This is a genomic window from Chryseobacterium sp. PvR013, from assembly GCF_017833095.1.
GTDB lineage: Bacteria > Bacteroidota > Bacteroidia > Flavobacteriales > Weeksellaceae > Chryseobacterium > Chryseobacterium culicis_A.
The window spans coordinates 1,973,483-2,000,286 of sequence record NZ_JAFIBT010000001.1 but is presented as its reverse complement, the minus strand read 5'-3'; the positions used below and the strand labels follow the sequence as shown (position 1 = coordinate 2,000,286).

30 protein-coding genes are annotated in these 26,804 nt (G+C 36.7%); 13 read left to right on the top strand and 17 right to left on the bottom strand.

The window, feature by feature from the left end:
- Positions 1–81 precede the first annotated feature (81 nt).
- The 3 genes from JOE44_RS08875 to JOE44_RS08865 all read left to right on the top strand — a co-directional run bounded on the left by JOE44_RS08875 (position 82) and on the right by JOE44_RS08865 (position 1,529).
- Complete coding sequence (locus JOE44_RS08875) at positions 82–261, top strand: hypothetical protein (RefSeq protein ID WP_209785269.1); 180 nt, start codon at positions 82–84, stop codon at positions 259–261.
- Positions 203–1,150 carry a sulfite exporter TauE/SafE family protein gene (locus JOE44_RS08870; protein WP_245169743.1) on the top strand — a complete coding sequence of 316 codons (948 nt, stop codon included), beginning with the start codon at positions 203–205 and terminating at the stop codon, positions 1,148–1,150. Before JOE44_RS08875 ends, JOE44_RS08870 begins: the two co-directional genes overlap by 59 nt.
- Before the next feature lie 88 nt (positions 1,151–1,238).
- A complete protein-coding gene (locus JOE44_RS08865) occupies positions 1,239–1,529 on the top strand; it encodes a putative quinol monooxygenase (protein ID WP_047376912.1) in 291 nt (96 codons plus the stop codon).
- A 158-nt stretch (positions 1,530–1,687) separates the two neighbouring features.
- Here JOE44_RS08865 and JOE44_RS08860 read toward each other — a convergent pair whose 3' ends face one another.
- Both JOE44_RS08860 and JOE44_RS08855 read right to left on the bottom strand, forming a co-directional pair.
- Positions 1,688–2,980, bottom strand: coding sequence for a T9SS type A sorting domain-containing protein (locus JOE44_RS08860; RefSeq protein WP_209785268.1), 1,293 nt, complete (start codon positions 2,978–2,980; stop codon positions 1,688–1,690).
- A 196-nt stretch (positions 2,981–3,176) separates the two neighbouring features.
- Complete coding sequence (locus JOE44_RS08855) at positions 3,177–3,983, bottom strand: choice-of-anchor J domain-containing protein (RefSeq protein ID WP_105683675.1); 807 nt, start codon at positions 3,981–3,983, stop codon at positions 3,177–3,179.
- A gap of 95 nt (positions 3,984–4,078) precedes the next feature.
- Here JOE44_RS08855 and JOE44_RS08850 point away from each other — a divergent pair, with 95 nt between their 5' ends.
- The 9 genes from JOE44_RS08850 to JOE44_RS08810 all read left to right on the top strand — a co-directional run bounded on the left by JOE44_RS08850 (position 4,079) and on the right by JOE44_RS08810 (position 13,609).
- Positions 4,079–6,184: a TonB-dependent receptor gene (locus JOE44_RS08850; protein ID WP_209785267.1), complete on the top strand. Its 2,106-nt coding sequence runs from the start codon at positions 4,079–4,081 to the stop codon at positions 6,182–6,184.
- 16 nt (positions 6,185–6,200) lie between these two features.
- Positions 6,201–7,316: an HmuY family protein gene (locus JOE44_RS08845; protein ID WP_245169742.1), complete on the top strand. Its 1,116-nt coding sequence runs from the start codon at positions 6,201–6,203 to the stop codon at positions 7,314–7,316.
- A 21-nt stretch (positions 7,317–7,337) separates the two neighbouring features.
- Complete coding sequence (locus tag JOE44_RS08840) at positions 7,338–8,216, top strand: ABC transporter substrate-binding protein (RefSeq protein WP_209785266.1); 879 nt, start codon at positions 7,338–7,340, stop codon at positions 8,214–8,216.
- The gene (locus JOE44_RS08835) at positions 8,200–9,240 is read left to right on the top strand and encodes an iron ABC transporter permease (protein WP_209785265.1); all 1,041 of its coding nucleotides are present in this window, start codon (positions 8,200–8,202) and stop codon (positions 9,238–9,240) included. Before JOE44_RS08840 ends, JOE44_RS08835 begins: the two co-directional genes overlap by 17 nt.
- Positions 9,240–10,013, top strand: a complete 774-nt coding sequence (locus tag JOE44_RS08830; RefSeq protein WP_209785264.1) for a heme ABC transporter ATP-binding protein — start codon at positions 9,240–9,242, stop codon at positions 10,011–10,013. Before JOE44_RS08835 ends, JOE44_RS08830 begins: the two co-directional genes overlap by 1 nt.
- A gap of 2 nt (positions 10,014–10,015) precedes the next feature.
- Positions 10,016–10,666, top strand: a complete 651-nt coding sequence (locus JOE44_RS08825; RefSeq protein WP_209785263.1) for a class I SAM-dependent methyltransferase — start codon at positions 10,016–10,018, stop codon at positions 10,664–10,666.
- A gap of 4 nt (positions 10,667–10,670) precedes the next feature.
- Positions 10,671–11,699 carry a ChuX/HutX family heme-like substrate-binding protein gene (locus tag JOE44_RS08820; protein ID WP_209785262.1) on the top strand — a complete coding sequence of 343 codons (1,029 nt, stop codon included), beginning with the start codon at positions 10,671–10,673 and terminating at the stop codon, positions 11,697–11,699.
- 161 nt (positions 11,700–11,860) lie between these two features.
- On the top strand, positions 11,861–12,733 hold the full coding sequence (locus tag JOE44_RS08815; protein ID WP_209785261.1) for a ChaN family lipoprotein: 873 nt from the start codon (positions 11,861–11,863) through the stop codon (positions 12,731–12,733).
- A 240-nt stretch (positions 12,734–12,973) separates the two neighbouring features.
- Entirely contained in the window at positions 12,974–13,609 is a 636-nt protein-coding gene (locus JOE44_RS08810) for a peptide deformylase (protein ID WP_209785260.1), read from the top strand.
- Positions 13,610–13,794: 185 nt separating this feature from the next.
- Here JOE44_RS08810 and JOE44_RS08805 read toward each other — a convergent pair whose 3' ends face one another.
- Genes JOE44_RS08805 through JOE44_RS08795 form a run of 3 tightly spaced genes read right to left on the bottom strand, consistent with a single transcriptional unit; the run spans position 13,795 to position 15,319 of the window.
- A complete protein-coding gene (locus tag JOE44_RS08805; protein ID WP_209785259.1) occupies positions 13,795–14,220 on the bottom strand; it encodes an organic hydroperoxide resistance protein in 426 nt (141 codons plus the stop codon).
- The gene (locus JOE44_RS08800; RefSeq protein ID WP_209785258.1) at positions 14,221–14,655 is read right to left on the bottom strand and encodes a MarR family transcriptional regulator; all 435 of its coding nucleotides are present in this window, start codon (positions 14,653–14,655) and stop codon (positions 14,221–14,223) included.
- A gap of 31 nt (positions 14,656–14,686) precedes the next feature.
- Entirely contained in the window at positions 14,687–15,319 is a 633-nt protein-coding gene (locus JOE44_RS08795) for an NAD(P)H-dependent oxidoreductase (RefSeq protein ID WP_209785257.1), read from the bottom strand.
- Positions 15,320–15,565: 246 nt separating this feature from the next.
- Here JOE44_RS08795 and JOE44_RS08790 point away from each other — a divergent pair, with 246 nt between their 5' ends.
- Positions 15,566–16,318: an SDR family oxidoreductase gene (locus JOE44_RS08790; RefSeq protein WP_209785256.1), complete on the top strand. Its 753-nt coding sequence runs from the start codon at positions 15,566–15,568 to the stop codon at positions 16,316–16,318.
- Between the two features lie 6 nt (positions 16,319–16,324).
- Here the strand turns inward: JOE44_RS08790 and JOE44_RS08785 are convergent, their stop codons facing one another.
- The 12 genes from JOE44_RS08785 to JOE44_RS08730 form a co-directional block, all read right to left on the bottom strand.
- A complete protein-coding gene (locus tag JOE44_RS08785) occupies positions 16,325–16,636 on the bottom strand; it encodes a hypothetical protein (RefSeq protein ID WP_209785255.1) in 312 nt (103 codons plus the stop codon).
- Positions 16,637–16,705: 69 nt separating this feature from the next.
- Entirely contained in the window at positions 16,706–17,665 is a 960-nt protein-coding gene (locus JOE44_RS08780) for a protein-glutamine glutaminase (RefSeq protein ID WP_209785254.1), read from the bottom strand.
- Positions 17,666–18,166: 501 nt separating this feature from the next.
- Entirely contained in the window at positions 18,167–18,895 is a 729-nt protein-coding gene (gene lipB / locus JOE44_RS08775) for a lipoyl(octanoyl) transferase LipB (RefSeq protein WP_079241098.1), read from the bottom strand.
- Positions 18,896–18,926: 31 nt separating this feature from the next.
- Positions 18,927–19,661, bottom strand: coding sequence for a tryptophan synthase subunit alpha (trpA, locus tag JOE44_RS08770; RefSeq protein ID WP_209785253.1), 735 nt, complete (start codon positions 19,659–19,661; stop codon positions 18,927–18,929).
- Positions 19,662–19,748: 87 nt separating this feature from the next.
- The gene (trpB, locus tag JOE44_RS08765; protein WP_209785252.1) at positions 19,749–20,927 is read right to left on the bottom strand and encodes a tryptophan synthase subunit beta; all 1,179 of its coding nucleotides are present in this window, start codon (positions 20,925–20,927) and stop codon (positions 19,749–19,751) included.
- Between the two features lie 4 nt (positions 20,928–20,931).
- Positions 20,932–21,477 carry a GNAT family N-acetyltransferase gene (locus JOE44_RS08760; RefSeq protein WP_209785251.1) on the bottom strand — a complete coding sequence of 182 codons (546 nt, stop codon included), beginning with the start codon at positions 21,475–21,477 and terminating at the stop codon, positions 20,932–20,934.
- A complete protein-coding gene (locus tag JOE44_RS08755) occupies positions 21,474–21,986 on the bottom strand; it encodes a hypothetical protein (protein ID WP_209785250.1) in 513 nt (170 codons plus the stop codon). The genes JOE44_RS08760 and JOE44_RS08755 overlap by 4 nt, the downstream gene beginning before the upstream one ends.
- A gap of 16 nt (positions 21,987–22,002) precedes the next feature.
- Positions 22,003–22,686 (bottom strand): phosphoribosylanthranilate isomerase, encoded by a 684-nt coding sequence (locus JOE44_RS08750; protein ID WP_209785249.1) that lies wholly within the window; start codon positions 22,684–22,686, stop codon positions 22,003–22,005.
- An 11-nt stretch (positions 22,687–22,697) separates the two neighbouring features.
- Complete coding sequence (gene trpC / locus JOE44_RS08745; RefSeq protein ID WP_209785248.1) at positions 22,698–23,471, bottom strand: indole-3-glycerol phosphate synthase TrpC; 774 nt, start codon at positions 23,469–23,471, stop codon at positions 22,698–22,700.
- A 19-nt stretch (positions 23,472–23,490) separates the two neighbouring features.
- The gene (trpD, locus tag JOE44_RS08740) at positions 23,491–24,480 is read right to left on the bottom strand and encodes an anthranilate phosphoribosyltransferase (protein ID WP_209789143.1); all 990 of its coding nucleotides are present in this window, start codon (positions 24,478–24,480) and stop codon (positions 23,491–23,493) included.
- Between the two features lie 44 nt (positions 24,481–24,524).
- Complete coding sequence (locus tag JOE44_RS08735; protein WP_209785247.1) at positions 24,525–25,124, bottom strand: aminodeoxychorismate/anthranilate synthase component II; 600 nt, start codon at positions 25,122–25,124, stop codon at positions 24,525–24,527.
- Between the two features lie 77 nt (positions 25,125–25,201).
- Positions 25,202–26,626 (bottom strand): anthranilate synthase component I family protein, encoded by a 1,425-nt coding sequence (locus tag JOE44_RS08730; RefSeq protein WP_209785246.1) that lies wholly within the window; start codon positions 26,624–26,626, stop codon positions 25,202–25,204.
- Positions 26,627–26,804: the final 178 nt, after the last annotated feature.

Here is a 26,804-nt window from a genome sequence, read left to right as displayed (position 1 = left end):
CTTTTTTTTGAATTAATAGTCTACTTGTTTTGTAGGATAAATATTTTATCAGATATTTGCACTACTTCAAATGAATAAATTATGATTTCAAAAGAAGAGGCAAACCAGTTACAAAAACTTACACCTTCTATTCCTGCAGTACATTCGGCTGCTGCACGTGTTATATCTGAAAACAGGTCTGTACAAAACAGATCATCGTTACATGTCTTTATGGTCAGTGCTGCTGATGATGAAGGAGTATGGATTAAAACGGTTTTGTAATATGGTGATCTCAAGAAAAATTCAGGTAAGGCTTAATGTCCTTTTTGTGACCGCTGTTATGATATCCATTGCTGTTTTTTCAATGTATGAACTGGGATATCTTGAAGAGCTGCAAACCATTCTGGCCAAAGATCATTATATTTTTTATTGGATGCTTTTGGTAGGTGTTTTTGCAGAAATTGTTGCAGGATCCATGGGAATGGGATATGGAGTCATTTGTACCACCACACTTATGCTTTTGAATATTCCGCCACATATTGTAAGTGCAAGTATTCACTCGGCGGAAAGTTTTACAACGGCAGCGGGAAGTATCAGCCATATCAGATTGAAAAACGTCAGTAAGAGTTTAGTGAAGAAACTTGCAGTGCCGGCAGTTATCGGGGCTGTTATTGGTGCAGTCAGTCTTACTTACCTTGGAGAATATTATGCGAAAATCACCAAAACACTGATTGCTTTTTATACTTTATATCTTGGGATTCAGATTCTATCGAATGCATTTAAAGAAAAGCAAAGTAAGGCTCTGAAAAGAAAAACCAATCTGACCAGGCTGGGAGTTATAGGTGGTTTTATAGATTCTTTTGCCGGAGGAGGCTGGGGCCCTTTGGTAACGGGAACATTGATCAAAAATGCATTTACTCCAAGATTTGCAGTGGGAAGTTCTACAGTGGCCAAATTCATCCTTACCATCACAGCAGCCGTTACCTTTTTCTTTACTCTGGGAATCCAGCACTGGAATATCATTCTCGGGCTTTTGATCGGAGGAATTATTACTGCTCCTTTTTCAGCGATGCTCACTGCTAAGCTTCCTGTAAAGAAAATGTTTGTGATTATCGGAACATTGGTGATTGTGATGAGTTCTATAACTATTTATAAATCAGTTTTTAATTAAAAATTATGCATTGTGTTGAAAAATAAAGGGCTTAAAAGGATATTCGGTTTTGAAAATATTTTACTTTTACATCACTAAATATTAGAACATGAATTTACATATCATTGCACTTTTTAAGTTTAATGAAAATTATCTGATGGATGCTGTAGAGCTGTTTCAGAACCTTGTGAAAGAAACAAGAAAAGAAGAAGGCTGCCTGCAGTATGACCTTATTGAGGATAAAGATAATAAAGGAACTTTTTTCCTGATTGAGCTTTGGGAAAGCGTTGAGCACCACAACAGACATAACGGTCAGGATCACCTTTTAGATTTCCGTAAAGATGCTTCCAAAATTATGGAAAGCTCAGCAGAGGTTTATAAAGGATTTAAGATATATTAATCTTTTAATATTTAAAGATTTAAGAATTTAAGAATTTAAGAATTTGAGAATTTAAAGATTTAAATGTTTTTAGTTTCCTTAAAGAATAAAAGGCGGTTCCAATACTATGAAACCGCCCTTTTTATTAGAAAAAATAGAAAGTATTAAAATAAAATATTTTATTTCACGATAAGCTTTTTCGTTTCTGAATGGCCACCGTAAGTAATTTTTACAAGATAATTTCCTGATGTAAGGGTAGAAAGGTTCAGATCCTGCTTATAGAATCCTGCCTGATTGGTAAGTTCCGCAGAATATACCTTTTTCCCGGTAAGATCATAAACTTCCACATTCCCTTTATTCCCTGCTTTTTCTTTAACATCAAAAAGAACAGTTACCTTTTTATCTGCTGTTGCCGGGTTAGGATAAATACCGAAAGAAGCTTTTTTTCCTACTTCAGTAATTCCCAACGTTTCCGTGATCTTTTTGTATTTGAAATACATATTTCCTGTACTGGCTCCACCATTGGTTGTGAAATACATTCTGTAGTAATCATTTCCTTTTTTAACGTAGTATACAACATCATTTTTTACCGTTCCGATACCTTTCCATGAGTGTCCTACAGTAGTAATCGCTGATGAGAAACTTGCATTGGCAGGAATAGTATAAGCCGTTGTTTGCTGAGTTTCCGGTTGTGTCATTGCTACTTTAACATTCGGGCTTTGGATGGCTCCGGAAAGCGGGTACATCTGCATTCCCATATAGAATGTATAGTATTTGGTAAATACAAAATCCCATGCAGTTCTGGACGGCTCCAGACTTGGTACTTTTGCTCCGGTATCAAAAGAGAAATAATTGAAATAAGAATCATCCGTACCATTCGCCAGGGTTCTTGTTTCTGTAGCTCCCCATGATGTACCGTTCCATTTTGAATATTTGAAGGTGTATCCCGCGAAGGCATCCTCAATAGCAAACTTAATATAAGTTCCTGAAGCATATTTTAACACAAAAATAGCTTTCCCCTGAATATGGTGATTTACCGGGTTGTAAACTCCCCAACCTGTGGAAGGGATATTAGGGTTTGGAGAGGTCACAGGTCCCTGTTCAAAGGCTCCCTGGCTCCAGTCTGTTGTCTGATCCGGATTGTAAAGCGGTGCTCCCCATGAAGCTTCATTACTGATGCTGATATTATCCCAGTCAGCTAAATTGGTTGAAGCAGTGAATACTTCAATATCTTTAGCATCATTTACTCTTGAACCGAATGCATAGTTTGAGTTTCTATAAAAAGCAATATCCCACGTATTGGCTGGCTGAGAAACCATATTACCGTCTGCAAGGTTTACAAACACACGGTTTTGGTATCCGCTTCCCATTGTCATATTTACCAGTGAGTATCCCAACGCATCAGTCTGTGCTAAAACAGTCTGCTGAACAGACATTGCCAGTACTGAAGCCAATAATAGTTTTGTTTTCATAATTTATTTTTTAAATCCTTATTTAGAATGATTCCACAAAAATATATAATTATTTTTAATCAGTCTAAATAAAAACATGATTTTTATCGTGTTTTTACTTTAAACATTCTCATACCTAAGAAAAAAGCAGACACGAATAAAGCCGGAAGGAGTGATCCCGCCGGCTTTAAAAAGGCAAATAATAGTCTAATAAACCTTATTTTTTGATGAATTTTGATTGGATCGTTTTTCCTTCTGCAGTTTCAATATTCATAAAATATACTCCTGACTGAAGAGCGCTGATATCAAATCTTTGTCCGTTCAGTTTTCCTTCCGCTGCTTTTTGTCCTGCTGCTGAATAGATTTGGATGTTTTTAGGATCTTTTTTTACGATAAATTCTAATGCTGACTGATCAGAATTTAGGGCAAACCTGAAATTTTCTGTTGATTTGATATGGTCTGACACTCCTAAAGAAGCCGTAGTATTGTACACTACATTATCTACCTGAATCGCTACGTGAGTCGCTGTAGGAGTGAATTTAAATACAATATATGAACCAGTTGATGCCGGAATATTCACACTGATATTCTGTACTGTACCAATAACCGATACATTAATAGGGCTTCCTACAGGAACGAATGTTGACATATCTGCAGGGTTGGATGCCACTCCTATCTGAATGCTTCCAGGTCCGGGAGATGGGGACACCAATGTAGTATCAAAAGTCAAAGTTTTATTTCCTGTTGGAGTTTCAATCTGTGGAGTAATCAGATAAGAAGAACCTGTAGCATTGTTTCCTGCATATGACTGAACGAATCTGTTAGAATCTCCCGCTACAATCATTCTTGGAGGTACAGGAGGAAACTCACCTGTGATGGGTGCAACGATGGCAGACCATCCAAATTGTGGGAAAGTGGTATTCCCAGCTGTAAAATTGTTGAAATTTTCATTGATGTTAGACACCTGAGCATTCGCCGTTAAGGCTGTAAACATCAGAGCTCCTAAAAGTAATTTTAATTTCATGAGATTATTTTTATTTAGAATTATTCCACAAAAATATACAATTATTTTTAATGAGTCTAAATAAAGTTTTATATTTGTCGAAAATTTGTACCCTTATGAAGAAGAAAGTGCTTTCCGTTCTATCGTTATCCGTGACCTTATGGGTAAATGCACAAGAAAAGGATTCTCTTAATCAAAAGAAAATTGAAGAAGTTGTTATTACAGGACAGTATATGCAGCAGTCCATTAACAAGTCCATCTATAAGGTTGATGTTATTGATGCAGAGCAGATTAAAAATATGGCAGCCACGAATGTTGCGGAAGTTTTGAATCAAAGTCTTAACATACAGATTACCCCAGATACACGCTCAGGAAACTCCACAGCAAGAATTATGGGACTTAATGGGGATTATGTGAAAATTCTTATAGACAATATTCCGGTAGTAGGGGATACAGGATTAGGCAGTAATATCGACCTTACTAAAATTACTTTAAGCAATATAGAGAGAATCGAAATTGTAAAAGGAAGTATGGGGGTTGAGTACGGAAATGGTGCCGTTGCCGGTGTAATCAATATTATTACAAAAAAAACCAGTACAAAAAAGATCAGTGTAAGAGGTTCTTTACAGGAAGAAACAGTAAGAGACCAGTATGATCTTAAGAAAAGAGGAAACGGAAGACATATTCAGAATCTGAATGTAGATTATAATATCAGTAATGAATGGTTTGCAAGTATCAACTTCAACCATAACCAGTTTATGGGATTTGCAGGAGAAAGCAAAGGCTATAAATATTTCGGACAGGATAACCAAAGAGGATATGAGTGGAATCCTAAAGATCAGTATGATGCTTCCGCATTGTTGAGATACAGCAAAAACAAAACAACATTCTTTTATAAACTGTCTTTCCTGAATGAAAAGTTTAATTTTTACAACCCTGAGGTAAACAGAAATCCTCTTAATGACGGGTTGGGTGGAGTAGCCTACGAAAGTAGAGACAGAGAATATAATACCAACCGTTGGGTTCACCAATTCAATATCCAAACCAATCTGGGACATATCCGTTACATGGGAGATTTCTCCTACCAGAATCAGGATAGACAATATTTCGACTACAATTACGATATCCCGAACAGAGCTGTAAAAAGCAAACAGGAAAAACAGTCTTATTATAAAACAGATGTCATCTATTCAAGAGGGATGTTTAGTAACTTTCTGGATAGTAAAGTCTTTGATTTCCAGTTAGGATATGAATTAGATTATACCAATGGATATGCTGCACTGATTGCAGGAGACTTCTTGGGGCAAGCAGTAAAAAGAAAGATATTTACCTATTCCAATTTCCTTTCAGCAGAATGGAATGTTTCAGATAAATTCTCTTTAAGACCGGGCGTAAGACTTTCTTTGAGTGAGAACTTTAACAATCAATATAATTACTCTCTGTCAGCTAGGTATAAGACTTCTGAGAATTCAAATCTTAGAGCAGTTGTAGGATCTGCCAACCGTTTTCCTAAATATGATGAGTTATATACCTATTTTGTAAACATCAATCACGATGTACAGGGAAATCCTGATTTAAATCCTGAAAAAGGGTTCTCAGCAGGACTTTTCTGGGATCAGAATTTTGTAACTCATAATGACTGGAGAATTGCTTACGGAGCAGATGCATTGTATCTGGATGTTCGTGACAGAATTGAAATGGTAATGGTAAAAGAACCTTCTACCTACAAATACATGAATCTTAATACGTATAAAAACTTATTGATTTCAGCGAATGTTGATTTCAGAAAAGATCAGTTTGCCTTAACATTAAGAGGATCTGTAAGCGGAACATCAGTATCGTTGGTTGATTTAAAATCTTCGTCCCCTACAGATTTCCAGTATTTGGTACAGGCAGGAGCTACAGCAACCTATAAACTGAAAAATACAGATACCAATTTTGCCCTTTATTACAAATTCACAGGTCCGGACAGACTTTATGTATCAGACCCAACAGAGGGGTTCCGGCTTGGAAAAATAGATAGCTTTCATATGATGGATTTCATTGTGAGCCAGCCCTTCTGGAATAAACATTTTGAAATTTCTGCCGGGGTAAAAAATATATTTGATGTAACGAGATTAAATTCTACCGCAGTGGCAGGTTCTGCTCATACCGCGGCGAATGGGTTTGTTAATTTATACTATGGCAGAAGCTATTTTGCCCGATTAATGTTTCAATTTTAAATAATAAGTTACGATTATGAAGTATTTAAAAATATTATCTGTTCTTTCTATCATGGCTGCCACACAGTCTTGCCTTTCTGCAGACGAAGATCCGGTTCCGGTTCCTCCTATGACAGGGTCTGAAGTAAGTGTGCAAATTGGCGGTCCTACAGAACCTAATCAGGTTTGGATTGATTTGAGTGACAATACCAATCCGGCGGTTAACAGCAGAACAGACTGGGATCTTGGTTTTTATAGTGGCGATGCCTATAGAGTGATTATGAACGGATCTCTTGCCATGACGGTGATTAAAATACCGAACGCTTCAGACATCAGTAAAGTAAAAGAATCTGATATATCCAGCTTGAAAGACATTGCTCAGGTGGGAACATTTGATGCAGCGAACATGCAATATGTTGACAACCCGAACGGAGATTTTCTTAATCAGACTTCCGGAATAGATGCCATCAAAGAAAATGATGCTGAAAATCCTGTTTATCTGATCAATCTGGGGAGAGAAATACCTTCTGCAGCCAATATCGGGGCAGGTTCAGTTTCATTGTCCGGTGATCCGAGAGGATGGAAAAAGATTCAGATCCTGAGAGCTCAGAATGGATACAAAATCCGTTATGCCGATGTGAATGCAATAGGAACAGATATCAAAGAATATCTTATTACCAAAGATACAGAATACAACTTCTCATTTTTCAATCTGAAAACAGGAACTCCGGTAAAAATTCAGCCTAAGAAGAAAAAATGGGATCTGGTCTTCACAACATTTACCAATGAAGTATTCATGGGACCTACAACCAGTGCAGGAAGTTATTTTTATGCTGACTTTGTAGCAACGAATACGCTTAATGGAGTAGGAGCTTATCAGGTAAGTGTTACAGGAAGTCTTGATGCGGCTTACAATTCATTTAAATTAAAAGATGTGGAGCCTGCAAAATTTGTATTCAATGACCAGAGAGCGATTGGAGATAAATGGAGAACCACTACCGGTACTGCATCCAATCCGGTTCCTTTTGTGTATGCAGACCGTTTCTTTGTATTGAAAGATGCCGAAGGTTTTTATTTCAAACTGAGATTCAATACCATGAAAAACACGAAAGGAGAAAGAGGATACACCAATTTTGAATTCGAACCTTTATAAATAATCAAATAATAGTATATCATGAAAAAATTCATCCTTGCAGCTTCTGTTCTTGTAGCAGTATACTCTTGCAAAAAAGCAGAAGCAGGAGCAAAAGAAAATACTACAGAAGCTACTTCTGAAGCACCAAAAACTAACAATAAAATAGTAACGCTAAACGGAGGAATTACTGAAATCGTAGCTGCTTTAGGCCACGAAAAAGAAATCGTTGCAACAGATGTTACCAGTACTTATCCAGCAAGTTTAAAAGCTGCCGCTAAAGATTTAGGGCACATGAGATCTATGACCATTGAGCCGATTATGGCGGTATCTCCTACCTTAATTTTAGCTTCTGATAAAGATATCAACCCTGAATTAATGGGGAAAATCAAATCTTCCGGAATTAAAACTGAAGTATTCAAACAGGAATACACTGTGGAAGGAACTAAAAAACTGATCGAACAAGTAGCAAAAGCGATCGGAAATACAGACTATCAGAAACTGAATGACAAGATTGATGCAGATCTGAAACAGGTACAGCCAATCGCTAAAAAACCAAAAGTATTATTCATCTATGCCAGAGGAAATATGCTGATGGTGAGCGGTAAAAATACACCCATGGCTTCATTAATCACCCTTGCAGGCGGAGAAAATGCAGTAACGGATTTTGAAGATTTCAAACCATTAACACCGGAGGCTGTTGTAAAAGCTAATCCTGATGTATTGTTCTTCTTTGAAACTGGTTTACAGGGTGCAGGAGGTAATGAAGGAGCACTTAAAATGCCGGGAGTATCCCAAACCAATGCAGGTAAGAACAAGAAGATCATCGCAATGGACGGAGGTTTAGTATCTGGTTTCGGACCAAGAGTAGGAGAAGCAGCAGTAGGATTAAACAAACTTTTAATTGAAAGCACAAAGTAAACTATACTTTTATCTTATTATAAGTGCAGTACTGCTTGTCATTATAGCAGTACTGTCACTTAATACAGGAGTTTATGATTTCGGAGAAAACTCTCCGTTCAGGGCACTGTGGCAATTTATAAAAGGAGATCCCCATTTATCATTGAGTGATAAATATGTGATTTGGGACGTAAGAGCAGCCAGAATTATCATGGCTATTTTAGTAGGAAGTATGTTGTCGGTTTCAGGAACAAGCCTTCAGGGGCTTTTCAAGAATCCTTTGGCAACGGGAGATTTAATCGGACTTACATCAGGAGCAACCCTGCTGGCAGCAATTGCGATTGTTTTAGGAGGACATTTCAAAGAATATCTTCCTGAAGCTGTACAATTTTCACTGGTAGGCATCGCAGCTTTTATAGGTTCTTTTTTATCTATGATGTTGGTGTACAGAATTTCAACAAGCGGAGGAAAAACCAATGTGGTGATGATGCTGCTTACCGGAGTTGCAATAACAGCGATCGGCTTTTCGATAACAGGATTTTTAATCTATATATCAAAAGATGAGCAGCTTAGAGATCTTACTTTTTGGAATTTAGGAAGTTTGGCAGCAGCAACATGGACGAAGAATATCATTCTGGCCATTGTTACGATTATTGCTTACATTATTTTATTGCCTAAAGGAAAAGCATTGAACGCAATGATGCTCGGAGAAAAAGATGCACAGCATTTGGGAATCAATGTGGAAAGGCTGAAAAAGCAGATTATTATCATTGTGGCTTTAATGGTGGGTAGCTGTGTGGCATTTTCAGGAACCATTGGTTTTGTAGGTCTTATTGTACCTTATATTTTAAGACTTTTATTCAAATCCAATTATGCTTTTATTCTGCCATTGTCGGCCATGTGTGGAAGTATCTTGTTATTGACGGCAGATACATTCAGCAGAAGCATTGTAGCACCATCAGAATTGCCGATCGGAATTTTAACAGCCTTAATGGGAGGACCTATTTTTGTCGCTATTTTGGTTAAATTTAAAAAATCACTGTAATGATCAAGGCACACCAGATTAATTATAAACATAAAGAATTCCGTATCTTGGATGGGGTAGATGTCTCTCTGGAATACGGTGAATTTCTCGCCATTGTAGGGCCCAACGGAGCAGGAAAATCAAGTCTTCTGAGTGTTCTGGCAGATGAAGTGAAATCCGGCAATAACAAAGTTTTATTTAAAGATAAACCGATCAGAGAATGGAATATCAGAGAGCTTTCCAAACACAAGGCAAAGTTCTCACAACATAACAGCAATGATATTCCGCTGGAGGTGAAGGATGTAATCATGATGGGAAGATACCCGTATTTTGATGCCCAGCCCGGAAAAGAAGATCTGGAAGCCATGAATAATATGATGTACGAAACTGATATTTTTCATCTCAAAGAAAGAGAATACAATACACTTTCAGGAGGAGAAAAGCAACGTGTACATCTTTCAAGAGTAATGGCACAGCTTGAAAATAACATCACCCATAAACTGGTTTTTCTGGATGAACCTTTGAACAATTTAGATATAAAACATCAATATAAAGCATTGGAAATTATCAAAAATTTCACAAAAAAAGCCAACAGTGCCATTGTTGTTTTACATGATCTGAACCTTGCTGCACAATTTGCAGATAAGATTTTATTAATGAAATCAGGACAGGTTTCCGCCTATGGAACGCCACAGGAAGTTTTTACTGAAGAAAATATCAGCAATGCTTATAACTTTCCCTGTACCATCTGCGGACATCCTATTACCAATAACCCAATGATCATTTTTGGATAACCATGGAAAAAGACGAATTAAAAATCCTCGCACAGAATCTTGCCAACCCTCAGGGGGAAAAAGGAATCGAGATTGGTGAAATGATGAATGCTACCAACATCAGTATGACGTTGGAAAGCATCAAAACACTTGTGATAGATGACGGTCAGCAAATCCTTGAAATAGGACACGGAAATGCCGCACACCTGAAAAGTATAATGAGTCTTGCCAAAAACCTCAGATATACCGGGATTGATATTTCTGAAACCATGCACAATGAAGCCAAAAGACTCAATAAAGAATTTGAAAACCAGGCAGATTTTGTTTTGTATGAAGGCAAAAATCTTCCCTTTCAGAATGAAACCTTCGATAAAATATTCACTGTAAACACCGTTTATTTCTGGGAAAATCCGGTGGAATTCTTAAACGAGATCTACAGAGTCTTAAAAGATGACGGAACATTCGTCCTTACATTCGGACAAAGAGAATTCATGGAAAAACTGCCGTTTACGGAATATAACTTCAGGCTGTACAGCAACAGTGAAATGGAAGAACTGATCTCCAAAAGCCATTTTAAAAGAATGAAAACTTCTGAAAAAGAAGAAGAAATAAAAAGTAAAACAGGAAACGAAACAATACAAAGAATTTATACAATTTTAACCATAAAAAAGTAAAGTAATGAGCACATTAGTTAATGATTTAAAGGAAAAATGGGAAGCTCTGAAAGCAGAAAATCCACATATCAGAATAAGAAATGCAGCAGCACAGTTAGCGGTAAGTGAAGCAGAATTGCTGGCAACAAGCATTGGAGAAGGAGTAACTGTCCTGAACCCGGATTTCCAGGGAATTCTTACAGAAGCTGAGCAATTAGGAAAAGTAATGGCTCTTACCCGTAATGATGAATGTGTTCATGAAAGAAAAGGAACTTACCTGAACGGAGATTTCAGCAGTCCTCATGCACAGCTTTTTGTGGGTGAAGATATCGATCTTAGAATTTTCCTTAACCACTGGAAATTTGCTTTTGCCGTATTGGAAGGAGATAAAAAAAGTCTGCAGTTTTTCGGAAAAGACGGTTTGGCACTTCACAAAATTTATCTGACTAAAAACAGTAATGAAGCTGCTTTCGATGCAATTGTTGAAAAATTCAAAACTGAAGATCAGAATCAGGCATTGACTTTTGAAGCAGTAGCTCCAAAACAGGCTGAAAAAGCAGATTCTGAAATTGATGTGGAAGGTTTCAAAAAAGCATGGACAGAGTTGAAAGACACCCATGATTTTTTCATGATGACAAGAAAATATGGAGTAAGCAGAACACAAGCTTTACGATTGGCTCCAGAAGGATTTGCTAAGAAAATTGATAATGCTAAAGTGGTCAACATCCTTGAAAATGCTTCTGAAAAGAATACACCCATTATGGTTTTCGTTGGAAACAGAGGAATCATCCAGATCCACACAGGAAACGTTAAGAAAACTCTTTGGCACCAGCAGTGGTTCAATGTAATGGATCCGGATTTCAATCTGCATCTTGATGTAACGAAAATTGCAGAAGCCTGGATTGTTAAAAAACCAACTGAAGACGGAGAAGTAACTGCTATCGAAGTATTCAACAATGAAGGTGACTTTATTGTTCAGTTCTTCGGGAAAAGAAAACCTGGAATTCCTGAACTTCAGGAGTGGAAGGATCTTGTAGCAACATTAGAGAAATAATAATTAGATGATTTGAATGGGACCGTTTTGTTTGTAAAATTCAAAGCGGTCTTTTTTATTGCAAAGAAGTAAAAAAGCAAATTTTCATATAAGCAGATTGACAAGTACTGTGCAGTAAATGACAAAATATTTGTTTAATTTGTGATTAAATACAATATAAAATGAAAAACATTTTCATAGCAATACTGCTTGCCGGTTTCTGTTCATTGAAAGCGCAGGAATTTAAGGCGTATCAATTTTATGATAAAAAAGGAAAGGAAATAAAGACCGAAAAACTGGTGAAAGAACTGGCAGATTATGATGTGGTCTTTTTTGGAGAAAATCATAACAGTTCTATCAATCACTGGCTTCAGCTTAAAATTACAGAAGCTCTGTTTGCAAAAAAGAACGGTCAGCTTATTTTAGGAGCAGAAATGTTTGAAAGAGATAATCAGGCGCAGCTGGATCAATATTTAAATGGAAAATTTGATGCGAAAACATTGAAAGACTCAGCCCGTTTATGGAACAATTATGCAACAGATTACAAGCCTTTGGTAGATTTTGCCAAAGATAAAAAACTGAATTTTGTGGCCACCAATATCCCAAGAAGATATGCCTCTCAGACGGCTAAAGAAGGTCTTGAATCTTTAAATAAATTAAGCGGAAAAGAGAAAACATACATTGCTCAGCTGCCTATCAAAGTTACGCTGGACACCCCAGGTTATCCGGAGATGAAAAAGATGATGGGAGACCATGCTGAAGGAACAAGAGTGATGAATTTTATCTCAGCCCAGGCTACAAAAGATGCAACCATGGCTGAGTCTATTCTGAAAAGCTTCCAGGCCGGAAAAACATTCATCCATTACAACGGAAACTATCACAGCAAAGAATTTGGGGGAATCTATTGGTACATCAAACAGAAAAATCCTAACCTGAAAATGGCAGTAATTTCTGTTTTTGAATCAGACGATCCTGAACTGAAAGTTCCAGCCAAAGACTATATCCCGACAGATTTCAATCTGATTATCCCGGGTGATATGACGAAGACTTTTTAATTTTTTTACAAAAGTGTCATTCTGACGAAGGAAGAATCTTACTATTAATTATGAGACTGCATTGCATCCCTTGCAGAATGACAAAAATCAATGACTTACATTAAATTCAATAGGAACGGGCTTTAGCCCGTTCATTTTTATATCAAAATTCCATCGGCTTTAGCCAAAACATAATGATTGATTAATCTTTAATGACCATTTTTACTCCACAATATTTACCTTTGTACAATACTCAAAAATATGAAGAAATTACCCATCCTGCTGATCTTTTTTATCGGACTGTTCAATGCTCAGAAACTTACCTCCAATGAGATTTCCATTATTAATCAGGGTGATGTAAATGCAGCATTACCGATCTATCAGACCACGGATGCCAGTCAGCACAAAACATTGCTGAACATTTCTTCAGAAGCAGATCCCCTTGATCCGAATACGGCAGTTCTGGTAAAAAGAATGAAAGAATCCCTTCTGTCAACAGATGGTGGAGTAGGAATCGCTGCTCCTCAGGTAGGAATCAACAGAAAAATAATCTGGGTACAGCGTTTTGACAAAGAAGGAACTCCGTTGGAATACTTTATCAATCCGGTAATTGTATGGCGATCTGATCTTCAGAACCTCGGTCCTGAGGGAGATTTATCTATTCCTGAATTCAGGGATCAGTTCTACAGAAGCAAAGTCATTCAGCTGGAGTATGTAGATCTGAAAGGACAAAAATATTCAGAAATTGTAGAAGGTTTTACGGCTGTTATTTTCCAGCATGAAATCGACCATCTTTTCGGAATTCTGATTTCCGATAAAAAAGAAAAAGAAAAAAACGATTCTTATAAAAAGGTAGATGCCTATCAGAAAAGTGATGTAAATAAAGACAGGAGGTGATGATGAATTATAAATTATAAATTATAAATTATAAATGATGAATGATGAATGTGAAATTTTTCCATCATTTACAATATACGCAATCATCTGTGCTCATCTGAGAAATCTGTGGGAAAATAAAATAAAAAGGAGCTGTTTCCATGGAAACAGCTCCTTTCGTTATAACTATGCTTAAAAAAATTGGATTAATCGTTGTTGGTTACTGATAGTTTCACCTCCATATTGTTTCGGGTTGCATTAGAATAAGGACAAATTTGGTGAGCCTTTTCAGTCAATGCCTGTGCTTCTTCAATAGAAACTCCGGGGATATTCACATCAAGTTCTGCTGCCAGTCCAAAACCCCCGTTTTCAATCTGTCCTATGCTCACTTGTGCGGTAACAGTTGTTTCTCCGGTTTTCACTTTAGACAGACTGATTACTCTGTTCAAAGCACTGTCGAAACATGCAGAATATCCGGCTGCAAAAAGCATTTCAGGATTGGCAAAATCATCATTGGCTCCTCCCAGATTTTTTGGCATTCTTACCTCAAGATCCAACACTCCGTTTTCACTTTTTACATGTCCGTTTCTGCCACCTTTAGCGGTAACCTGAGTTGTATATAACGTTTTCATTTATTTTTCTATTTTGTTTAATATTTTTAGGACTGTGTCTTTAAGATGCAGCAGTTCTTCCGGCTGTATTCCCAGTTTTTCCTGAATTTTTCCCGGAATTTCACATGCCTTTTTCTGAAGCTGTTTTCCAGCTTCGTCTAAAAATACTTCAACCACTCTTTCGTCCTCTTTTTTTCTTTTTCTGCTAATAAATCCTTTAGACTCCAGCCTTTTAAGAAGAGGCGTTAACGTTCCACTGTCCAGATACAGTTTTTCCCCGATATGGGTTACCGTAAGTCCGTCGCCATCCCATAATATCATCATCACAAGATACTGCGGATACGTAATGCCCAGTTCATCAAGAAAAGGACGGTAAAGCCCTGTAATCTCTTTAGCAATGACATACAGCGGAAAGCAAATCTGGTTTTCTAATTTGGGTGTATTCGGATTTTCCATAATATTGAGTACGAAAGATTCGATGAAGGTATTACTTTTTTATGATAAATTCATCCATTGGAATTCTGACTTTTTTCATAGAAGACAGCCAGTCATTGGCTTCATCACGGTATCCAAGGTATAAAAGACTTACACTTTTTAATCCTAATTCTTTTAATCCCAATACTTCATCTACTACAGCATTGCTGAATCCTTCCGCCGGAGTACTGTCGATTTTAAGTTCTGCAGCCTGTGCAAGAGCAATTCCTAAGGCAATATAAGTCTGGCGTGCAGTATGTGCAAAATGTTCTTCAGGAGTCTGTGCTCCATACATTTCTTTAATTTTATCGGTATAGCTTCCGAAACGACCTCTTGGAAGATCTCTTACATCGGTATGATAATCGTAAACTTTGTCAATCTTTTCATTAGAATAGCTGTCCCATGCTGCAAAAACCAAAACATGAGAAGAATCTCTCATCACTTCAGGGTTTAAAGCTCCTGCTACCATTTTTTCTTTCAGTTCCTGATTTTCCACTACAATGATTCGGAAAGGCTGCAATCCGGATGAAGTAGGAGCCAGTCTTGCGGATTCTAAAATAGTAGTAAGATCTTCCTGTGAAATTTTTTTGGTGGGATCATAAGCTTTTACGGCATGTCTCCAGTTTAGATTTTCTATTAATGACATTTTTTTATTGTTTTAAATTAAACTACTTGGTGATTATTAAACTTCTTTTTTTTTATTGAAGTAAATTAACATTGCAAATATACAGTCAATTTAATTGTGTACAATTTAATTTTGAAAGATTTTATTGATGTCAATTATTGATGAAACTAAAAAAGATAAAAACTAGTTATCCAATTCCGCATGATTCGGATTTTTTCAAAGGCTCTGTATTCCAATCTTTGCAATAGAAATTTAAACTAAAAAACAATGCAGAGATTTAAAAACAAAACAGCATTAATTACGGGTGGAACTAACGGTATGGGATTGGCTGCCGCTCAGAAATTTATTGAGGAAGGAGGATCAGTGATTATCACAGGGAGAAGTGAAGACACAGTGAATACTGCTCTGGAAAAGCTAGGAAAAAAGGCTTTTGGAATTGTCTCTAATGCCGGAAGCATAAAAGATCTGATGAACCTTCAACAGGAAGTCAGAAAATATACAGAACATATTGATCTGGTCTTTGCCAATGCAGGATACGGGAGATTTGCTCCGGTGGAATATGTAGATGAAAACCAGTTTGATGAACTTTTTAATATGCTGGTAAAAGGCCCTTTTTTTACAGTACAGCAGGTATTACCATTGATGAAAAGCGGAAGTTCCGTTATTTTCAATACATCAGTAGCTACGGAAATTGCCATGCCTAATTTTTCGGTCTATTCTGCAGCCAAATCAGCAGTACAGTCGTTCATTAAAACTTTTGCAGTGGAACTTACAGAACGTGGCATCCGCGTCAACGGAGTGAGTCCAGGGCATATTAAAACCAATATTTTTAGTAATACGGGTTTAACCGGAGAGCAGATTGAAAGTGCCATTGATGATATTATTCCTACCATCCCTTTTAAAAGACAGGGAGAACCGTCAGAAATAGCGAATGTAGTTCTGTTTCTTGCTTCAGAGGAAGCTTCATACATCCATGGAGCTGAAGTAAAAGTGGATGCCGGAATTTCTGTGATCAGATAGTCAGGATTATTTGACCTCTTTAATTTGTTTGATGATATTGGTTTTATTTTCAATCCCTATATCATAGGTTTTACTTTTTTTAAAGCTCAGTGTAGCTTTTTCTATAAGACTCTTGTAATCCGGTGATTTCTTTGAAATATAAAAAACCTGAGCACTTATTCCGATGGCCACACGAACAACTTCATTAGGTTTGTCCGGGTCTTCCGTAATATCTGTGATGGTGGAATTGTTATACCATGTTAAGTTTTGTGAACTGGAATTACCGGAACAAGATGTAATCATAATAAAAAGTAATAATAAATAGGACCAGGCTTTCATAGCAAAAAGTATTAAGTAAAAAGCTCCTGCAATGTATCAAAATAAATGCAGGAGCTCTATATAAATTAGTTAAAATCCGCAGCTCGCTACACTTGGTGCAGGAGAAGGAGAACATCCTGAAAGGGATGAGAATATATTCAATACACAATTGGTATTTACATAATTGTTATCATACAGTAAAGATCCTGATGGACTTCTGTAATATACATTTCCTGCTGTATTGGCATAAGAAGATACAGAAGCAGATCCACAACTTGTGTTGGTACAAGCGGCTCTCCATGCTGCGTCAGTTACAGGTCCGCTGGAGAATAATGAAGGATCGATGATTCTTTTCTCAACAATTCCGGAAGCATTTTTGAAGCTTACCAATATGGCTACGTGATATACCCATGATACGCAGCAAGTTCCTGTAGAAGCTCTCAGGTTTCCGTAAACGAACTGCTTTTCACAGTCGTAGCCTGCATTAAGGAGGATCTGTCTCATTTTGTGAGCTCTTGCATAGCATCCATCCACCGGATATCTGAAAGTGATACATGGAGAAGATGCTGTAGAAGTACCGCAAGCCTGGTTTTTAATCTGCGTAAATAAGCTGTTCAGTGTTGCCAGGTTAGGAATAACACTCACTGCTTTTTTGCTGTCTCCTCTCTCTTCTTTATTGAAAACAGATTTGAAATAACGGATATCATCATCAGTAGGTTTATCTACTTTTGCAATTTCATTGGAGTTGGTTTTCAGTAAGATATGAACAGGAGTTTCGTTTTCAACGGCTTGTCTGATCATAGAAATATAACCTGCATTTTCTTTACTGTCTTTAATGTGGTATGGCTGAGCACTCACCATAAAAGAGACTTTAAATTTTCCCTCTTCTTTTTCAATCCCTACCGGAACAGTTTTACCGAAATCTTTCATCGCGATTTCATTAGACTCTTTAGCAACAAGATTGGGATCCTGATTGGCACCTGAATCTGAACAGGCATTGAATGACAGCATCGTCACGAATACCATCATGGATAACAGAAATTTTTTCATAGTTTTTATATTTTGGTGGTTAATTTTCAGTGAACTTTATAATGGTGATAGTTCACTATTTTGTGACATTAAAAGTAATAAAATTTAAAATATGAGCAATATTTTTTTAGAAAAAAATAAATTATTTTGTTGCTTTTTTGATTTTATGATATTAAAAATGCTGATTTTTATAGAGATGTTCAGGAGGAATAGAAAATTTTTAAAATAATATTTTTTTGATTCTTGCAGTCTGGATTCCTACAGAATAGACAATTTGGATGGATAATTTATCACTAGAATACGGATGTTTTTAGTAGGTATCTTTTCTTTACTCGCTTTGTCATTTCGTAGGAATCTAAACTCCTATTTTATCTTCATTCATTATCACAAGCTTTCTGTATCTGGATTCCTGCGGAATGACAAACGTTGTGGATAGTCTAAGCGAATAAAAATAACAATATCATAAAACAAGCCCGGTTTCAACTATTGAAACCGGGCTTATTATATTGTAAGTAGACTTGACTATTTGTAAATCAGTTCTGCCTGAAATACCTCTGCAAAATGTTTTCTGATCTTAGCCTTGAGTTCCTCCATTTCTTCAGGAGTTAATTCTCTTTCAAGTTCTCTTTTTAAAGAAGTAACCTGTTTGTCTTTGATTCCACACGGAATGATGTATTCAAAATAACGCATATCCGTATTTACATTCAGTGCAAAACCGTGCAGGGTAACCCAACGGGAAGCTTTCACTCCCATGGCACACATCTTTCTTGCATAAGGTTTTCCTACATCCAGCCATACTCCTGTTTCTCCCGGAGAGCGTTCTCCTTTAATCCCATATTCGGCAATGGTTCTGATGATTACTTCTTCCAGATTTCTCATATATAAATGAATATCTGTAAAAAAGTTTTCAAGATCCAGAATAGGGTAGCCTACAACCTGTCCGTACCCATGATACGTAATATCTCCGCCACGGTTTACTTTTACGAAAGTAGCATCAATTTCTTTCAACTTATCAATACCGGCCAACATATTTTCCTCGTGCCCGCTTTTTCCCAAAGTATACACGTGAGGGTGTTCTACAAAAAGAAGGTGATTGGGCGTCGTACTATGCTCCTCTGCAGGAAGATCCCTGTTTTTTATTTTGGTGTCAATGATATTTTTCATCAGCTGTTCCTGATAATCCCAGGCTGGCTGATATTCTTTGACTCCTAAATCTTCAAATTCTACTGCTTTATTTAGATTTGTATTCATTTCAATTTTTGATATACAAATTTAGTGATTTTTACCCTTTTATGGAATGGATAAAATCTATAGCCGTTTTCTTCCAGTCTTTATCCTGAAGCAGGATATTTACAAAGGCTGTTCCGATAATACCACCGTCCGCTTTTTCTGTAACATTTTCAAAATCTTCTTTCGATTTGATCCCAAATCCGATCATTACCGGATTTTTGAGTGGAAGAGAAGCTACCCTGGAAAGGTAGTTTTCATTTTTTACCACTGCATTTTCATTACCTGTTGTAGAAGAAGAGCTTACTGCATACAGAAAACCTGAACTTAAAGAATCCAGATAAATCATTCTCTCATCCGAAGTTTCCGGAGTTACCAGAAAGGTGAAATTAAGGTTATATTGTTGTAAAATCTGCTGGTAGTTTTTCTCAAATTCAATAGGAGGAAGGTCAGGAAGAATCAGTCCTGAAACACCACTTTCAGAGCATGCCGCACAGAATTTTTCAAATCCGAAGCTTAGAACGGGATTGATGTATCCCATCAGGATAATCGGAATTTTGATTTCATCTTTGATGGCTTTCAACTGAGACAGCAGTTTTTCAATCGTCATTCCGTTTTGTAAAGCGAGTTCGTGCGCTTTCTGAATTACAGGTCCATCTGCCACAGGATCAGAATATGGCATTCCGATTTCGATCATATCTGCTCCGGAATCCTGAATCAGTTTTATAATATCAGCGGTATCTTCCAAATGAGGAATTCCTGCTGTGAAGTATATATTTAGTTTTTTCATTTTTTATTGTATTAAAGTATAATGTACAAAGTATAAAGTAATGAATACTAGCCGGGGAAATACATTGTACATTTTACATCCGACATTTTACAGATTTTTAAGATACGTTTCCATATCCTTATCTCCACGGCCGCTCAGACAAATAACGACAACATCATTTTCGTTAAATTTTTTCTTGTCCAGAACTGCAAGCGCATGAGAACTTTCCAGTGCCGGAATAATTCCTTCCAGTCGGGTCAGCTCAAAAGCACATTTTAGGGCTTCATCATCATTAATACTAAAGAATTCTGCTCTTTTCTCTTTAAATAAATTTGCGTGAAATGGCCCGATTCCAGGATAATCCAGTCCTGCGGAAATTGAATGGGGTTCTATAACCTGTCCATCTTCTGTCTGCATCACAAGGCTTTTGCTTCCGTGAAGTACTCCAAGCGTTCCTAAAAGGGTAGTCGCTGCAGATTTCCCTGAATTGACTCCCAATCCTCCGGCTTCAGCAGCGATAATTTTCACCTCTTTTTCTTCTACAAAATGATAAAAAGTTCCTGCTGCATTACTTCCTCCGCCTACACAGGCAATTACGTAATCAGGATTTTCCCTTCCTATTTTTTCTTTAAGCTGTTCTTTAATTTCTTTTGAAATAATACTTTGAAATCTTGCCACCAGATCCGGAAAAGGATGAGGTCCCACAACACTTCCAATCACATAATGAGTAGTCACAGGATTGTTGATCCAGTCTCGTAATGCTTCATTCACCGCATCTTTAAGGGTTTTTGAACCTGAAGTAGCTGCCACAACTTCTGCACCCAGCATTTTCATTCTTGCTACATTCGGGGCTTGTCTCTGAATATCAATTTCTCCCATATAAACAATACACTCCAGACCCAGTAAAGCACATGCTGTAGCGGTAGCAACGCCATGTTGCCCTGCTCCGGTCTCAGCAATAATCCTTGTTTTTCCAAGGCGTTTTGCCAATAGAACCTGTCCCAGCGCATTATTGATCTTATGAGCTCCCGTATGGTTAAGATCCTCACGTTTTAAATAAATCTTAGTCTGGTATTTATCGCTTAAGTTTTTAGCAAAATAGAGTGGTGTAGCCCGTCCTACATAGTTTTTAAGCAAATCCTGATACTCCGTCTGAAAACCTTCAGATTCTATGATTTCAAGATAGTTTTTTTGCAGTTCTTCTACATTAGGATACAGCATTTCGGGGATGAAAGCTCCTCCAAATTCTCCATAATATCCGTTTTCATCGGGGTTTTTATAATTCATTTTTTTATTCTTTAATAATTAAATAAGCGTTGTTTTGTGAGCTTAACTGATTCAGCAGTTCTTTTCTTTCCTGTGATGTATGAAAAATTAAAATATCATCATCTTCAGAATTTACCCAATCTGAGCCTATACTTTCTTTGATCATTTTGGCTTTGTCATAGAGTATTTCTATGTCACATTTTTCATAAAAAGGACGAAGATCTGAGTGGCAAAAACCAATAGTTTCTTTATTTCTATGAATAACATTTTCCTTGAAACGGCTCACTAAAGCTGCACCATATCCTTTCTTTTTATGAGTGGCTACAAGTCCTACAGCTTCTGCAAAAACATATTCTGTGTCTGCTATTTGTAAGGTAAAATCAAAATTTACCCTCAAAACTGCCAATATATTTTCATCTTTATCCATCAGAAAATGAAATTCCGAATCTTTGAAAAACATCCGGAAATAGGCTGATTTCATGGAGTTCCAGGCAGAAACATCCCAAAGTTTCAAGATATGTTCTATCTCATTTTCTGTTAAATCTTTTGTTTCTTTTATCTGATGCTTCATGGGTTTAAACTATTAATAAAAGTAAGATGGTAGTCATGTTGTTGTTTGGTAATCAGTTTTTTATAATGTAATAATTCTATTTTATGCATTAAATCAATTAAGGTTGCCTTATCTATTTTGGATTGATACATGGTGATGGCAATTTCCAGGTTATCAATCAGATAATAAGGGTCAGAATCTTCATACAACAGAAATATTTTAGCATAAATCAATCCCAAGTCATATTTTATCACTGTTCTGACATGGTTATCTAAAAATTTATCCGAAATAATCACCAGATAATAGCTGTTCCATAAGCTGATTCTCTCAAAGAAATACTGGATATCTCCTTCCTCAAAATCTTTAATAATGCTAATGAATTCAGACAACAATCCGCCAACTTCCCAGTGTTCCACATTGCTGTCATTCTGAGCAACAAAATGATACAGGTTCTGGAACTTTTTATTTCCGAATTTAGGGGGAAATAACGTTTTGTAAAATGTCTTCTTTAGCAAATGTATGTTCATCATTGTATGTGTTTTTTAATTATCTATTCTGTTGATACAGATTTTTGAATTTTTTTATTCTGTCAATATCTTTATTTCCAGGTTCTGTTTCAAATTTTGAATTGATATCTAAAGCAAAAGGCCTCTTTTTCAATGTTTCTGTATTCCGGATATTTTCTTCTGAAATCCCGCCGCTTAAAAAGTAGGGTAGAGGAATGGTAAAGTCATTCAGAATATTCCAGTCGAATTGTTTTCCCGTTCCGCCAAAAGCTTTGCTGTCTGTATCGAACAGGTAGTAGGTAACAGGTTGCAGGTTGGAGGAAAGAGTTTGTGCTATTTTATCTTTGTTGTCAGAATCAATATTTCCTATTCTAATTACTTTAATGATTCCAACCTTAGGATTCAGTTTTTGTCTTAATCCCAGGATGAAATCATTGCTTTCATCACCATGAAGCTGTACAAAATTTAAATCTGCGTGCTGAACGATCTTTACAATGATATCTAATTCTTCATTGACAAAAACGCCCACTTTTCCCTGATGATTAATGGTTGAGATCTCTTCCAGGCTCAGGTGGTTCAAAACATATCTTGGAGATTTTTCATAGAAGATAAAACCAAGGAAATCTACCCTCATAGAAATCAATTCCTGAATCTGTTCCGGTTTTGTGAGACCACAGACTTTGAGTTTTGGCAACAGGTTTGAGTTTATAGGTTGCAGGTTCATTGTTATTTATTTTAAATTTGAGAAGCAAATTCTTCAAAAGCTTTGGCTGGATCTGTATTTTTCATGAAATATTCTCCCATCAGGAAGCCGTCAAATCCTTTTTCTTTTAAAAATTTAAAATCTTCAAGGTTGTAAATACCGCTTTCTGCCACCGATAATGCTTCTTTTGGAAGCTGATTTTTTAGCTGAACGGAATGTTGAAGATCAACTTTGAAATCCTTAAGGTTTCGATTGTTTATGCCTACCAGATCAATTTTTGAGTGGAAATGTTTTAGCTCATCTTCGGTATGAATTTCCAGTAAAACTTCCATTTTCAGCTCATGGGCAAGTGCTGTGAATTCTTCTACCTGAGCAGGTGAAAGGCAGGATGCAATCAGTAAAATAACATCTGCACCTATACTTTTGGCTTCATAGAACTGGTATTCATCAATCATAAAATCTTTTCGCAGGATTGGAATTTTAATATCATTCCTTACGCTAACAATATCATTGAAGTTTCCTCCAAAAAAATCATGGTCAGTCAGGATGGAAATTCCGCTGGCTCCAAAATTTTCGTAAGCTGAAACCACTTCCAAAGGCTCTACACTATTGTTAATGATCCCTTTTGATGGAGATTGTCTTTTAAATTCAGCAATAATTCCACTTTTATTTTTGATAGAGTCTTTCAGAGAATAGGTTGCTCTTCCAAAGGATTGAGTGTCTTTTAATTGGTCAAGAGAAATGTGTGATTTTGCGGCTGCAATTTCCTCCTTTTTTCGTTCAATAATTTTATCCAGTATCGTCATTTTTTGTGCTTAAAATATTTTATTTTTTAACTAAAAGATTAAAACTATTCAAGGCTTTTCCACTTTGAAGACTTTCCTTCGCTAAAAGAAGACAGTCTTCATAAGTTCCAAATTTATGCGTGTTGTATAGGGCTACTGACGCATTGGCAAGAATCACAGAGTTCTGCTGTTCTGTACCTTTTCCTTCCAGAATATTCATAAATATTTTTGCCGTTTCCTGAGTAGAACTTCCAGCTTTAATATCTTCCAGCGTTACAGGATGAAAGCCTAAATCTTCTGCAGAATAAATTTCTTCCCCGTTTTTTGTAATGATTTTACTGTCGTCTGTAAGGCTTATTTCATCATATCCGTCAAGACCATGTACCAGGATAAACTCACGTTCTTCTTTTTGAAGGAGATATTGATAAATCCTTGCAATTTCCAGATTATAAACCCCAATCATGGAATACTTTGGTTTTGCAGGATTCACTAACGGGCCTAAAAGATTAAAGAATGTTCTTAGTCCCAGAGATTTTCTCAACAGTCCTACTGATTGTAATGCAGGGTGAAAATAAGGAGCATGTAAAAAACAGATGTTAGCTCTTTCAAGATCCTCATTCAATTGTTCTGAAGTGTTTTTGAACTGGTATCCAAGTTCCTCCAGTACATTGGATGAACCTGTAATGGTAGAAGCTCCGTAATTTCCATGTTTGGTTACTTTCTGTTCGGCTCCGGCCACTACAAAACTTGCTAATGTTGATATATTGATGGTGTCTTTTCCGTCACCTCCGGTTCCTACAATATCAATGGCATCAGGTGCATCAATATTTACTGGAACAGCCATTTGTAACAAAGCTTCTCTAAAACCTTCCAGTTCTTTCAATGTGATATTTCGCATTAAGAAAACACTTATGAATGCAGTTACTTCTGCAGCATTGAATTTATTCTGTGCAATCTCAATCATCATCGCTTTGGCTTCTGATTTTGACAGGGTATTATGGTTGAACAGGTATTGCAGTATTTCTTTCATTTGCGGTGTTTTTATTGTTGTTGCAGGGGTTTCTAATGTTTCCATTATACAAGGAAATTTTTAATGATTACTTCTCCTTCGGGCGTTAAAATGCTTTCAGGGTGAAACTGTACTCCATGTACATCATATGTTTTGTGCTGCAAAGCCATGATCATTCCGTCTTTATCTACAGCAGTAACTTCCAGTTCTTCCGGGAAATCTGACGGATTGACGGCCCAGCTGTGATATCTACCTACTTCCAATCCGGAACTTAAACCTTTGAAAAGTTTGGTGTCTTCTTTTGTCAGCTCAGTAGTTGTAGCCACTCCATGGAAGATTTCAGACAGGTTGATTAAACTTCCTCCGAAAGCTTCCGCAATAGCCTGTTGTCCGAGACATACGCCAAGAATACTTTTTGTAGGAGCATATTCTTTAATCAGCTCTAATAAAATGCCTGCTTCTTCAGGAATTCCGGGTCCTGGAGAAAGAATGATTTTGTCATATTGATCAATCTCTGCAAGGGTTATTTCATCATTTCTCACCACGTCTACTTTTTGATCCAGAATTCTTTCAATAATCTGGACAAGGTTATAGGTAAAGCTGTCATAGTTGTCGAAAACGAGAACTTTAAGCGATGGCTGCTGAGTGTTTATATTGTTGTTCATTGTTTTTTTGTTAGGTTGTTTTGCTAGTTGCTAGTTGCTAGTTGCTAGTTGCTAGTTGCTGGTTGGTGAGGCTTATTTTATTTTTCAACTATTTTTTCTGCTTTTTCCACTGCTTTTTTGAGTGCATTCAGTTTATTATTAACCTCCTGCAGTTCATTTTCAGGAACTGATTTTGCGACAAGACCGGCACCAGCCTGATAAAATAAAGTGTTGTTTTTGCTTAAAAATGTTCTGATCATAATAGCCTGGTTGCAGGTACCATTCAATCCGATGATTCCAATACAGCCTCCGTAATATCCACGGGAATCTTTCTCATATTCATTGATCAGCTGGAGCGCTTTATGTTTTGGTGCTCCGCTAAGTGTTCCCTGTGGGAAGGTGGCAGAAACCATTTCAAGAGGATTGATACCATCCGTCACATCTGCGGTCACTTCACTTACCATATGAATAACGTGAGAGAATAGCTGGATCTCTTTAAGCTTAGTCACTGTAACATTTTTTCCAAGTTTACCAAGATCATTTCTTGCCAGGTCAACCAGCATGGTGTGTTCTGCATTTTCTTTAGGATCAGCTTTTAAAACCTCGATAGCTTCAAGATCCGTTTCCAGATTTCCTGTTCTTTTAGAGGTTCCGGCAATAGGGTGGATAATAGCTTTGTTGTTTTTGATAATTAATTGGCTTTCAGGGCTTGATCCGAATAGTTTATAATTTCCGTAATCAAAATAGAAGAGGTAAGGAGAAGGATTGATGTTTCTCAAGGCACGGTATACATTGAATTCATCTCCTTTGAATTTCTGCTCAAATCTTCTGCTCAGAACCAGCTGGAAGACATCACCGCGCATACAGTGTTTCTGGGCTGTTTTTACCAGTTCAAGATAATCTTCGTCTGTAATATTAGAGGTTTCCTCACTCGTTTTTTCAAAAGGATAAACCGGAGTATTCTGATTTTTAATAAGGTTTTCCAAAAGATGAAGTTCAGATTTTACATCCTTAATAAAATTTTCAATGATATACATTTCATCATTGAAATGGTTGATCGCAATTACATATTGGTATAATCTGTATCTCAAAACAGGAATTTCAACTTCCTTGCTTTGCTCTTTAAGATGAATGTTTTCAAAAAACTGTACTGCTTCGAAGCTTGTGTATCCAAAAAGGCTCTGTGCAGTCTGTTCTATAGGGTCATGGGTTTCTTCACATTTAAAAATATTACGGAAGTCTTCAAATATATCCGTGATATTTCGCTCATTAATCAATTGCTTTACGGGAGCAGAAGCAGGAAGCTTAATTTCAAATTCGTTGAGGTTCTTCACTTCAATTCCGGCAATGGCATTCACTGCAATAAAGGAAAAATTATTGTCAATACTTTTTGAATCTGAGCTTTCCAGAAGAATGGTATCCCTGAATTTATCTCTGATTTTAAGATAAATGTTCATGGGAGTATGAAGGTCTCCCAGTGTTTTTTTCGAAACAGTTTTTATTGTAATTGTATCAGTAAACATCTTGTTGTTTTTTTAAAGTTGAGGAATAAAAAAAGGCTTTAACGGTATCCGTCAAAGCCTATATATTGTTTTTTGATTATTTCTGCTGCAATTAACAACATGACAATACCTTCAGACCCGACGAAGAGTTTGAAAGCCACCACCAAATATTGTTGTTCATTTTTAACATAGGACAAAT